Here is an 11,871-nt window from a genome sequence, read left to right as displayed (position 1 = left end):
CCCTCACCAAAAGCATCAACGGACGAGAATCTCGACCCGACGGTTGCGCGGTTCAGGCGTCTCGTCCGGCGTGTTGACCAGCGGCTCGCGTTCACCACGACCCGCCGTCTGTATCGCCTCGTCTGCGATGCCTTGTTGCAGCAGCTTCTTCCTGAACGAGTCTGCCCGCCGTAGCGCCAGGCGATCGTTATCGGCGACCATCCCCACGCGATCGGTGTGACCGACAATGACGATATCAGGGACCGGCCGCGCCTTGATCTCCGCCAGAATGGCCACGAGTTCAGTCTTCGAGGCGGCCGTCAGTTCGTCACTACCCTCGAGGAAATACAGCGTAAAGCGGACTAGCGGTGGCGGCGAAGCGTCGATCGCCGCTCCGTAGCGCTTCCTGACTTCCTGCTCGTCGGTTCTTCCCGCTTCCAGGCCGCCACCCATGGTCGACCTGGCGGTCTGGTAAGGCTGATCCAGCTTGAGTGCGTTGCCACCTTCCGCAGGTTTGATGGTAAGCGCCCCCGGGGCCTGCCCACTGCCGTCGGGAAGCAGCACATAAGTGTCGCGATGCGCGCACGCGGTGGTCATCAAAGACAGTGCGAGTGTGATTGCTAGCCTTTTCATGCCCTATTCCCCAACGCTGACAACGTAATTCTTCGCCGTTCCCGTGACCTCGGCTTTCGGAGTTACCATCCGCATGGCTTCTGGCGCCTGCTTGGCGATGTTGCCTGCCTGCACGGAGACGGTCCCTCGTTTGATGTAGGCATCGAAGGCGCCCATGTACGTCGTCGAATCGTAAGCATAGCGTTGCAGCAGCACCTCCGCATCCGGGCCAAGCGAAAGGGTCGAGTTGTCATTGAACATGATGCCGACCGAGCCGTTTCCGCCAGTCTGGATGACATCCTTCTCCTTCAACCGCGCACCGACGATACCCGGGTAGCGCTGCCCGTCGCGCTCAATGCTGACAACACCGCGGGAAACCTTGACCTGGGCGCCCCAGATGGGGGCCCCTGGCGCGCCAGGTTCGGCTGCTCGGGCCGTCCCCGTATGCAGCAAGAACAGGCAAAAAACGCCCTTGGCTACGGTGACGGGAATTGTGTTGTGCATTCCTGTTCTGAACATGACAGATTTCCACAAAGGCGTTGGTCGGAAAAGCGTATCGCGTTCAGGCGCTCAACGGGGACGTGCTAGAAGATCGTCGCTCGGCAACAACCGATCTGCGACAGCCACTGCTTGCCTTCCTCCGGTCCCTCGCACCCTATGTCCTCGGCTGTGGTGCTGCGCCTCTTGGCGGCCGAAGTGCCACCGACTCGCCGCCAAGCCGGAATCTTAGCCCTTCCCTCGCCTCTTGTGTTGTACTTGATGCCGATGCTGTCCTTCTCGGCTCACAAAACCAAAGGCTACCGCTGACGAGCATCCGTCAGCGGTAGCCTCAGGACCGGAAACTTACTTGCCGCCGATGACGCCGGCTTCGTTGGCTGCGGTGTTGCCCTTGCCGATTGCGACAGCGGCGGCGTTCTTTTGCTCAGCCTTGATCTTGGTGTTGCCTTGAACCTTCGTATCGCCCTTGATGGCGCCGGCCGTGTTCTTCGCCGTATTGTCCTTGCCGATCGCGACAGCAGCAACATTTTCCTGCTTGGCGTCGATTTCGGTCTTGCCCTTGACTTCGGTCTTCTGGGCGAAAGCAGGGGAGGCGGCAAAGGCGGCGGCGATGATCAAGGTGCTGATGGTGCGCATAAGGTTTCTCCTGGATAGAAATAATGATGACGATAACGATGTCTGCCGTCAGCCGGCGACAACCTTGAACACAACGCGACGATTCCGTGAGTCGCGCGGGTCGAGGTCCTTGAGCGGATCGGTTGAACCCTTGCCAACCGGCACCAGGCGTCTCCGTTCAACCGCTCCCTTGTCAGAAATGAACTTCACCACAGAGTTTGCACGATCACGCGATAGTGCCATGTTCCTATCGGCATTGCCCTCCGCGTCGGTATGCCCTTCGACAATGATGCAGCGATCGGGCGTCAGCGACAGAATCTTTGCTATCTCGATGAGGGTGTTACCAGACGCTGGCGTTATGTTCGCACTGCCCGGACGAAACTGGATGGGAAACTGGACAGCCGTCGCCCTCACATCCGGTGGCAGGGCTGCACAGTCCAGAGCACCGCCGGCGGCAGCCGGCGCCGCGCTGGCCGGCGCTTGCGCCGAGTCGCCATCGAAGACGATAGCCCGCGTCCGCTTCTTCTTTGGAGCCTCGGACGGCTCTGTCATCGCCCGCCGTAGTTCATCGAGACTGGACGTCTCATCGTCAGCGGCCGCGGCGGGAAGCACGGTTGCACCACCGGTCAGGGTCACGAAAGCAGCCACCAGGGCCACTCGATACAGGTTCGTTTTCATGGGCTCTCTCACTTGCACACGTTGATAACTTCTTTGGTCGTCACGACGATGTCCTTCGGCGCCCTCTGCCCGGGCTGAACCGTCCCGACGTTGACGTCGCACGTCCCGGCCTTCTTGCTTCCGATATTGACTACCCGCTTCTGCAAGGCCGGATCGTTAGGGTTACCGCCTTTTTGCCAAGCCTTCGCCATGGCATTATTAACCTTGGTCTGCGAAGACGCATTGAGGTTCTGCACGGCAGAGGCGACGCCGGTCGTCGCACAGAAGATGGCGGCGACAAGGTACTGCGCCAGTATGGGTTTACTTGCATTCATCGCTGACAATCGCTCCTATGTTTGTACACGCTTTCTTGTTCCTTCCGCTGACAACCGTTGTGACGTTCGAGGTCGAAACGTTGATGCGTGTGTTTCCCTTCTTGTCACCCTGGACAACGCCAACCCGGTTCTTGGCGACCACGTTGCTACCGACTGCGACAGCCGTCGTGTTGTTCGACGAGGCATTGATCTCGGTATTTCCCTGAATGCGCGTCGTCTTCTGCGCCAGACACGACAGGGGTATCCCTGCCCCGACAAGAAAAACAGCGCACCATCCCATCGAGAAACGTTTACTCATGGCAACTCCCCTGCCTTGACCCGCAACGGTAGCTGCACTGGCGGTCGGCCGCGTACGAATGCCTCGCGCATACCAGCCAGCGAGCTTTCGGAAACCCCAAGCCTGGCGGCCGAAAACGCTCCGGCATCCGGAGTGAATACCAGATACGCCTGCATTTCGTTGATCACAAGCTCCTCGTTTTCCACCGAGTAACGCATACCCGCGAGAAATTTCCTGAAAGCCTCTCTTTGCGACTCCGTCAGTCCGCTCGCCCAAAAACCCCTGCAGTACTTGTTATAGGCCGCGTTGGTGTGAAACTCGGCGTGCGAGAGTTCATGCAGCAGAATCGCGTAGCGGGCCTGACTCGTCAGCGCAGGCTCGTTCCCCCGCCGGTCCTGGACCTGTGGGATCGACAGGATGATCGAATGCGGCTTCTGCGCCTGGTAGAACCCGCGCCACTCCTTGATCAGGCCTTGTTGCAGGAGAAAATCGCGCAGCGCATACTCCTCTGGAAACAGCTCAACCTTGTCGCGGTCGGCGAGGTTGAAGAACTGGACAAGATCGGAAATGCGCAGATCATGACCGGCAGCAAAGTTCGCAAAGGTGCGGTGTGCATTGCCGATGTATCGTGAGAGCTCTTGCGAGGTCAGCACACGTGGATAGGCCTCCGTGTACTGCTGTTCAGTCAACTGCGTGACCCGGTTGAACGTCCGACCCAACAGTTCGAGTCCCGGCATGTCGAGAATCATCACCTCGCTGTTGGGCGTATAACGCCAGACGACAGGTACATCGGTCTTGGCGTAGAAGATCGTCTTCAGGTCGCCCTCTTTCACCTCGAAAGCACCGACGAACGCGCTTCCCAGCAAGCCCGCCGCTAGTCCAAGCACCAGCACCACGCGATTCACGAATTGAGGCAAACGCACGAGTTCCTCCAGTTCAACCAAAACACCGTTGGGCCGGCCTTGTCATCGGGTTTTCTCGGTGACGGTCACACCCTCACCCTTCTTTCCCCACCGGATGGAATAAACCTTCCTTGTCTTCTTTGAAACGTACTCCGTGACTCCCCGAGCAATCGGTACGCCGTCAATACTCAGAGCGTCGTTGATGATCACCACGCCTTCAACGTCAGCATCGGGACTGATAACGCCCTTCTCGTTAGCCACGGTGTTCCCGGACTTGGAGACGGACGACCCCGCCCCGGTCTTCACGCTGACACCAGGAAGATCGATTGACACTTGCGCAGCGGTCAGTTGCGAGAAACCAAACAAGAAAACTGCTGCAGGAAACCTCATTGGTGACTCTCCTCAAGGCTGCGCCGACGCGGCATCATCTAATCATTGCGCTGCCGGTACGCGTTGGCGCGCGCAGCGTTCCTCGACGCCGACTCTTCTGCCGGCGAGCCGTAGTAAGGGGCAGCATTCTGTCCGGAAGGGACCACGACAACGGCCGGGGTTGGCGCGTCATCGCCAAGAAAGACGCGATTCTCAGTGGCCCGCCTCTTGTTGTGCGCGGCGCTATTGGCAGCCGGTGAGCCGGTAGCGGACCAGTCATTTCCACCGACGCCGTTGTTAACCCCATTGATGATAACGACGTTCGGACTGTTCATGTCGCCGTCACCCTTCCAGCGTTCGACTGTCGCACGCTGTCGAGCGTCGCGAGCGCCCTGCGATGCGACACCGCCTCCGGGCGCCGAACCACCACTCCCTCCGACAATGATCTCAGCAACTGCAGGCTGGCTCGATACGACAAGGAAACAGCCAAGGATCGCTGCGGGGACCAGTCCCAAGAGACGGGGCAGATCCTGCGGCAAAGAAGGAAGTTGGGTCGCCATGTCATTCGCTACGCTACTGACTGACCGTGATATCAACCATGCTGACCACCGCACTTGGATTGTTCTGCTTGTACTGGCCGATAACCTCGTCCACCGATTTGACGGGCAGAGGGGATAGATCGCGCGCACCACGCAAGGATCCTGGGATCACCAACTCACGGTCTGAGCCAATACAAGCGACCCGCTCGGGTCCTGGCCGGTCGAACCTGATCTTGAAGCCGCCAGACGGTATCCTTACGCCAGCACCGGCGGGGACTGACGAATCGGAGCGAAACTGATTCGGGAATATCCGCGCGGTAGTCGCTGATACATCCTGGTAGTAGCAATACGCCGTACCCTGCGTATTCATCGACAACGTCAGGTTGAGAAAATCGCCGACACGGTACGCCGGCTTGCTCCCCCGATCGGTGTCAAGTTTCATCTTGAAGATCGGGTTGGGCGCATTCATCGGTCCAGCTGCGGGTGTCGCAACCACTTGCGTCACCGCTGGCGGCCGGCTGGCCGGGCTCACACCGGGAACATAGTTCGACTTCGGACCTCCGGCCGCCGGAAGCGCAGCAATTTGATTTTGCAGGTTGTCAAGCAGGCTGGCATAAAGATCAAAGTTTATCGTACCGTCAGCAATCAAACCACTCGCCGCCTGGTACTCGGAGATCGAAGTCTTTAGCGTCGCGTTCATTGCACCATTGAGCGGACCGTCATAACGTCCCATCCCGGCGAGCTTGCGCTGCACGAAAAGGATTCGATCATTCTCCTTGGCATTGTCGAACCACTCCCGCGCCTGCTCGCGAATCAGCGGATTGGTCAGATCCGTGTCCAGGCACTTCCAGTATGGCACTTGGGTAAACTTGCCCAGCGTTTCGATGAGACCCAGTTCGACGAGCGTCCTGGTCGCCGCGCCGACGCCTTCACTACGGCTGACGTCAATGTTGAAGCTCAAGCCGACCTTACCAATTTTGCCGCCACCCTCACCCGATATACCACCCTTCATGAGAACCAGCGTGTTCGAGGTACTCGTGATCGGAATGATCTTGCGCGTGGCGGCATCGCCGATACTCAGGTCCATGCTGATCAAGTCGTAGGCGTCATCCTTCGACACCCCGAGGTCAAGGAACGGCAGCGAAAATCCGACACCCTTGTTCTTGCGGACGCTGTTGTCGTCCATCTGAGTGATCGAGCCGCGAATGTAATAGTCAGGCATGAGGCGATTCTGATCGCCACGCGCCGCGAACAGCGCTCCCAAGTCATCGGCCCCGGAATGGAAGTCAATGAAATCAAACGCGTTACTCTTGACGGTCATCTTGGAGACGGCAGTGATCAACATCTCCTTGGTACCCGTCTTCACCTTGCCCGTTTCATCGGGGATGCCGGTTGAGGTGATGGCGATGCCTTGCTTGCCGTAGGCGTACAAGAGCTCATCCATGCAGCGCAACGACTGAGTAAAGTTGGTGATGGTCTTGATTGCTGGTGTCTTCGGCGCTGCGGCCGACTGCACCTCGGCGCCAATGTCGTTACCCCAGCCCGGGATCGGCAACAGCGACAGAGCGATCAACGACAAACCGAATTTTTTCATTCTGACCCTTCGTACCAAGTGAGCCCTACGTTCCCCGCCTCGCGATGCCGAGACGCCTCAACCCGCATCGCAAGTATAGCTCGCCGACCGAGCCCGCTTGCAAGTTGTTGCGAACGACAGCCGACCAGCCGTAAGAGCAGAGACGAATCCTGATCGCCGACAAGGTCGCCAAGCAGTTCGCTCACCAGGCTGAGTCTCTCCCAATTCGCCGTTACCCACCCGTTATCTGGCGAGACGGCATGCCCCACATGACAACTACACTAACGTCCGGCCGCAGTAGTGGTTGACCTGAGCTGCCCCGCTGTGAGAACCATGACCGGCATCTTGTACTGCGCTTCTCCACGGAAGTCGGCGACAGGAGCACCATGGCATCTTGCACGACGCTCGTCTGAATTCTCGTGAAGAATGTCGCAGTTCCGACGACGAAGGGGAGTGTGGCGAAGAAGGAAGTGGCAATCGCCGCGTCGTGACCGACCTGAGCGCACACCTGGCACGCAAGTCCACCGAACTTACGGGACACCAGCGAAAACTGTTCGGGCGAAGTTCACCCGAGTCGCTCGACGCTCACAAACTGATTGGTAGCGGCTACCAGCACGTCGTCGCGGCAAACAAAGCATAGCTGCTTGGCGTCCCCACGGGGATTCGAACCCCGGTACCTACCGTGAAAGGGTAGTGTCCTAGGCCTCTAGACGATGGGGACCCCGAACCGGTTTCTTTCGACTTGCTGGTGGAGGTACGCGGGATCGAACCGCGGACCTCTTGCATGCCATGCAAGCGCTCTCCCAGCTGAGCTATACCCCCTCGAAAGAAGCTCGGATTATAGGGTTCCCACCTATCCATGTAAACTCTGAAGCAGGAGTCTTGCCGAGGGCGCGGCAGCGCCTACTTAGTGGCCGCGTCCACCACCACCAGCGCAGTCATGTCGACGACGCGGCGAACCGTAGACGTCGGCGAGAGCACATGCACCGGGCGCGCCGCGCCGAGCAGGATCGGGCCGACAGCCATGCCATCCCCGCCGGTCATCTTCAGCAGGTGGTGGGAGATGTTGGCGGCGTCCAGATTCGGCATCACCAGCACATTGGCCTCACCGACAAGCGGCGATTCGGGGTCCGCCTGCCTGCGGATCGCCTGTGAAAGCGCACTGTCGCCATGCATTTCGCCGTCAATCGCCAACTCTGGGGCTCTTGCACGAATGATGGCCACGGCCTCGGCCATCTTGCGAGCGGAAGGCGTCTGCGACGATCCAAAGTTCGAATGCGACAGGAGCGCCACTTTCGGCTTGATCTTGAAGCGACGAACGGCATCCGCGGCCATCAGCGCTATCTCGACGAGTTGATTGGTGTCCGGGTCGGCGTTGACGTGCGTGTCGCAGAGAAAAAGGGCGCGTCCGGGCAGCAGCAGGTGGGTCATCGCCGCCATGGTGTTGCACCCCGGGGCCTTACCGATGATCTCGTCGACCTGCCGCAAATGATGCCCGAAACGGCCGGACAGACCACAGATCATCCCGTCGGCGTAACCCAGCCGGAGCAGCATCGCGGCGATGATCGTGTTGTTGTTGCGCAGGCGCGTCTTGGCGATGTCGATCGTCACACCCTGGCGCTTGCGCAACTGGTGGTAAGCCGTCCAGCATTCCTTGTAGCGACCGTCGCTATTCGGATCGACGAGTTCGAAATCCTTGCCGACACGCAGCTTCGAGCCAATCCTCTCGAGCCGCGACGCAATCACGTCAGGACGCCCGATCAGTATCGGCCGCGTCAGGCCCTCGTCGAGAATCGTCTGCGCGGCGCGCAACATCCGCTCCTCCTCACCGTCGGGATAGACGATGCGCGTCTTCCGCCCGCGCTTGGCGGCCGAGAAAACCGCGCGCATGCCAACGCCGGTGCGGTAGACGAACTCCCTGAGCTTCTCCCGATAGGCGGTCAGATCGCCGAGCGGTCGGGTTGCAATGCCTGACAGCATCGCGGCCTCGGCGACGGCGGGCGCGATGGTGGTGATCAAGCGCGGGTCGAAAGGCTTCGGAATAAGGTATTCCGGACCGAACGACAACTCCTGGCCCGGGTACGCCATGGCCACTTCATCACTCACTTCCTGGTGCGCCATCGCCGCCAGCGCCTTGACGCAGGCCATCTTCATCTGTTCGTTGATACCGGTGGCGCCGACATCGAGCGCACCGCGGAAGATGAACGGGAAGCACAGGACATTGTTGACCTGGTTGGGATAGTCCGAACGACCGGTGGCCATGATCACGTCGGGACGGACCTCGCGGGCGAGTTCCGGCATGATTTCCGGCGTCGGATTGGCGAGCGCGAAAACGATCGGCTGTTCGGCCATGGTGGCGAGCATCTCGGGCTGGAGGATGCCGGCCGCCGACAGCCCGAGGAAGACGTCGGCACCGACGAGCGCCTCCGCCAGCGTTCGGACGCCGGTTTCCCGGGCATAGCGCGCCTTGGTCGGCTCCATGTCGGCATCACGGCCGACGTAGATCACGCCCTTCGAGTCGCAAACGACGATGTTCTCGCGCCGAAAGCCCAGGTCACACCACAGGTTGAGGCAGGAAATGGCAGCCGCGCCCGCACCCGAGCAGACGACCGTCACGTCGCCGATCGGCTTGCCGGTGACCTTGAGCGCGTTCAGGATGGCGGCCGCGGAGATGATCGCCGTGCCGTGCTGGTCGTCATGAAAGACCGGGATCGACATCCGCTCCTTGAGCTTCGCCTCGATGTAGAAGCATTCCGGGGCCTTGATGTCTTCCAGATTGATGCCACCAAGCGTCGGCTCCATCGCCGCGATCATGTCGATCAGCCGATCCGGGTCGCTCTCGGCCAGTTCTATGTCGAAGACATCAATCCCGGCGAACTTCTTGAACAGACAGCCCTTGCCTTCCATCACCGGTTTCGCGGCTAGCGGGCCGATGTTGCCAAGTCCCAGCACGGCCGTACCGTTGGTGATGACGCCGACGAGATTGGCTCGCGAGCTGTAGAGGCTGACCGACCCGGGGTCATCGACGATCGCATGGCACGCGTAGGCAACGCCCGGCGAATAGGCAAGCGCGAGGTCGAGCTGGTTGCTCAGAGCCTTGGTTGGCTGGACAGAGATCTTGCCGGCAGTCGGGTAACGGTGGTACTCAAGAGCGGCCTCGCGAAGATCGGCCTGACGTTGATCGGGTTGGTCGTTTTCCATGCTGCCTCCTGACACGGTGTTCATCGACGTAAAAGCGCGTCACTCTAGCCGAGTCACGCCGTTTACACAAAACTGATGGCTTTTGGATAGCGCCCCAGGAGCCGCCCAGCCACCCGCGCGAGGCAAAAAAACGACAAGCAAGCGATTCAGCCTTGGCCGGAGTAAAATGGCGGGAGCGCGCCCAGCCACCATGCCACGTGGCTATCCCTGCCGCTGCGGCGTGCACTCGACTTCATGGGAGATGATGAATGGGCCAGACCGCCACCAGTAACCTTCGCACCGTCGCTCTCGTCGGCCACGGTGCTTCCGGCAAGACGACGCTTGCCGAAAGCCTGCTCGCCGCAGCCGGCGCCATCGCCAGCCGCGGTGCCGTCGAGAAGGGCAATACCGTTTGCGACTTTGACCCGCAGGAGAAGGAATTCGGCCACTCACTGAGTTCGGCACTGGCGAGTTTTTCGTGGCAGGGTGTGCTGGTTCATCTGATCGATACGCCCGGCTTCCCCGATTTCGCCGGTCAGGCGATCGGCGCGCTGGCTGCAGCGGACACGGCGCTGGTGGTGATCAATGCCCAGAACGGCATCGAACTATCGAGTGAGCGCATGATGAAGCTGGCCGAGGCTCGCGGCGTCTGCCGGATGATCGTGATCAACAAGATCGATGCCGACAACGTCAATCTGCCGGCGCTGGTCGGCGAGATCCGCGAACGCTTCGGTCGGGAATGCATGTTGCTGGACCTGCCGGCCAAACACGGCAGCGAAGTCGTCGAACTGCTCGGCCACGACGCCGGCGAGAGCGACTTCGAATCGGTGGCGGCGGCACACCGGGCGCTGATCGATCAGATCGTCGAGGAGGACGAGGATCTGCTGGCGCGCTACCTGGAAGAAGGTGTCGACCCGAGCCCCGATGAACTGCACGTCCCCTTCGAGAAGGCGCTGCGCGCCGGCCACCTGATTCCGATTCTCTTCGTGTCGGCCAAGACCGGCGCCGGCATCCCGCAGTTGCTCGACGTCCTGGCCAGGCTGGCGCCCAATCCGCACGAAGGCAATCCGCCGCCCTTTTATCGGGGCGAGCCCGGCGGGCCGGCAGAAGCCTTCGCGGCCGTTCCCGATCCGCACAAGCATGTACTGGCGCACGTCTTCAAGGTGGTCAGCGACCCCTTCATCGGCAAGGTCGGGGTGTTCCGCGTCCATCAGGGGACGATCAGAAAGGATTCGCAGCTCTTCGTCGGTGACGGCAAGCGCCCGTTCAAGGTCGGTCACATCTACCGCTTGCAGGGCAAGGAATACGTCGAAGTCGAGTCGCTGGCACCGGGCGACCTCGGCGCCATCGCCAAGGTAGACGAGATCGAGTTCGACTGTGTGCTGCACGATTCCCACGACGAAGATCAGATCCACCTCAAACCACTCGAGTTTCCGCAGCCGATGCAGGGCCTGGCGGTCCAGGCCCGGCGCAAGGCCGACGAACAGCGCCTGTTCGAGATCCTGCGCAAGCTCGAAGTGGAGGACCCGTGCTTCAGGCTCGAACGCCATCCGACAACCAACGAGACGGTGATCCGTGGTCTCGGCGAGATGCACCTGCGGGCGAAACTGAACCGGCTGTCGCAGCAGTACAAGCTGGAACTGGATACGAAGCCACCACAGATTGCCTATCGTGAAGCCATCACGGGTTCGGCCGAAGGACACTGCCGGCACAAGAAGCAAAGTGGCGGCGCAGGACAGTTCGGCGAAGTGGCCCTGCGCGTCGAACCCCTCGAACGCGGCGCCGGCTTCGAATTCGTCGATATCGTCAAGGGCGGCGTCATCCCGGGAGTCTTCATGGCGGCGGTCGAGAAGGGCGTTCGTCAGGCGCTGGCCGACGGCGTGGTCGCCGGATTCCCGGTCGAGGATCTGCGCGTCACCGTTCACGACGGCAAGTCGCACCCGGTCGATGGCAAGGACATCGCCTTCTTCACGGCGGCCCGCAAGGCCACCGTCGAAGCGATTCGCGGCGCCAAGCCGATCATCCTCGAACCGGTCGTCGACATCGAAATACTGGCGCCGGAGGCAATGACCGGTGACCTGACCGGCGATCTTTCCAGCAAGCGCGGCCATCTGACCGGTACGCAACCGCGTGGCCCTGGAGTAATGGCAATCACCGGCGAGGTGCCGCTGGCCGAACTCGATGGCTACCAGTCGCGTCTGAAATCGCTGACCGGCGGCCAGGGGTCATACAGCATTGCCTTCTCGCACTACGCGCAGGTACCACCGGCGACGCAGCAGCACCTGGCTTCCCAGCACAAGGTCGTCGAGGAGGAGTAAGGGCGCGTACGCCGGCG

The 11,871-nt window shown here is 60.7% G+C and carries 12 protein-coding genes and 2 tRNA genes; 1 reads left to right on the top strand and 13 read right to left on the bottom strand.

The genetic code is table 11. The features are described from left to right. Positions 1-15: 15 nt before the first annotated feature. From CAP2UW1_RS00150 to CAP2UW1_RS00090, 13 genes are all read right to left on the bottom strand, one after another. Positions 16-612, bottom strand: a complete 597-nt coding sequence (locus CAP2UW1_RS00150; RefSeq protein WP_012806859.1) for an OmpA family protein — start codon at positions 610-612, stop codon at positions 16-18. Between the two features lie 3 nt (positions 613-615). Then, positions 616-1,110 (bottom strand): FecR domain-containing protein, encoded by a 495-nt coding sequence (locus CAP2UW1_RS23405; protein ID WP_012806858.1) that lies wholly within the window; start codon positions 1,108-1,110, stop codon positions 616-618. A gap of 324 nt (positions 1,111-1,434) precedes the next feature. Beyond that, complete coding sequence (locus tag CAP2UW1_RS00140) at positions 1,435-1,707, bottom strand: hypothetical protein (protein ID WP_291911541.1); 273 nt, start codon at positions 1,705-1,707, stop codon at positions 1,435-1,437. A gap of 66 nt (positions 1,708-1,773) precedes the next feature. After that, positions 1,774-2,382: an OmpA family protein gene (locus tag CAP2UW1_RS23400; protein WP_012806856.1), complete on the bottom strand. Its 609-nt coding sequence runs from the start codon at positions 2,380-2,382 to the stop codon at positions 1,774-1,776. An 8-nt stretch (positions 2,383-2,390) separates the two neighbouring features. After that, complete coding sequence (locus tag CAP2UW1_RS00130) at positions 2,391-2,696, bottom strand: hypothetical protein (protein WP_012806855.1); 306 nt, start codon at positions 2,694-2,696, stop codon at positions 2,391-2,393. After that, positions 2,683-2,994: a hypothetical protein gene (locus CAP2UW1_RS25150; RefSeq protein ID WP_012806854.1), complete on the bottom strand. Its 312-nt coding sequence runs from the start codon at positions 2,992-2,994 to the stop codon at positions 2,683-2,685. The genes CAP2UW1_RS00130 and CAP2UW1_RS25150 overlap by 14 nt, the downstream gene beginning before the upstream one ends. After that, positions 2,991-3,917, bottom strand: coding sequence for a hypothetical protein (locus tag CAP2UW1_RS00120; RefSeq protein WP_041567617.1), 927 nt, complete (start codon positions 3,915-3,917; stop codon positions 2,991-2,993). The genes CAP2UW1_RS25150 and CAP2UW1_RS00120 overlap by 4 nt, the downstream gene beginning before the upstream one ends. 21 nt (positions 3,918-3,938) lie before the next feature. Then, positions 3,939-4,265, bottom strand: a complete 327-nt coding sequence (locus tag CAP2UW1_RS00115) for a hypothetical protein (RefSeq protein ID WP_012806852.1) — start codon at positions 4,263-4,265, stop codon at positions 3,939-3,941. A gap of 38 nt (positions 4,266-4,303) precedes the next feature. After that, entirely contained in the window at positions 4,304-4,579 is a 276-nt protein-coding gene (locus CAP2UW1_RS25145) for a hypothetical protein (protein WP_012806851.1), read from the bottom strand. A 238-nt stretch (positions 4,580-4,817) separates the two neighbouring features. Continuing rightward, on the bottom strand, positions 4,818-6,377 hold the full coding sequence (locus CAP2UW1_RS00110; RefSeq protein ID WP_012806850.1) for a DUF4384 domain-containing protein: 1,560 nt from the start codon (positions 6,375-6,377) through the stop codon (positions 4,818-4,820). A 624-nt stretch (positions 6,378-7,001) separates the two neighbouring features. Then, a tRNA-Glu gene (locus CAP2UW1_RS00100) sits at positions 7,002-7,077 on the bottom strand. 25 nt (positions 7,078-7,102) lie between these two features. Continuing rightward, positions 7,103-7,178 (bottom strand) — tRNA-Ala (locus CAP2UW1_RS00095). An 81-nt stretch (positions 7,179-7,259) separates the two neighbouring features. Further along, a complete protein-coding gene (locus tag CAP2UW1_RS00090; protein WP_012806849.1) occupies positions 7,260-9,557 on the bottom strand; it encodes an NADP-dependent malic enzyme in 2,298 nt (765 codons plus the stop codon). 248 nt (positions 9,558-9,805) lie between these two features. Here CAP2UW1_RS00090 and fusA point away from each other — a divergent pair, with 248 nt between their 5' ends. After that, positions 9,806-11,854 carry an elongation factor G gene (fusA, locus tag CAP2UW1_RS00085; protein ID WP_012806848.1) on the top strand — a complete coding sequence of 683 codons (2,049 nt, stop codon included), beginning with the start codon at positions 9,806-9,808 and terminating at the stop codon, positions 11,852-11,854. The last annotated feature ends 17 nt before the right edge of the window (positions 11,855-11,871 follow it).

Origin of the sequence: Candidatus Accumulibacter phosphatis, from assembly GCF_000024165.1 — a bacterium.
Lineage (GTDB): Bacteria > Pseudomonadota > Gammaproteobacteria > Burkholderiales > Rhodocyclaceae > Accumulibacter > Accumulibacter phosphatis.
This window is presented reverse-complemented; position numbering and strand designations above follow the sequence as displayed.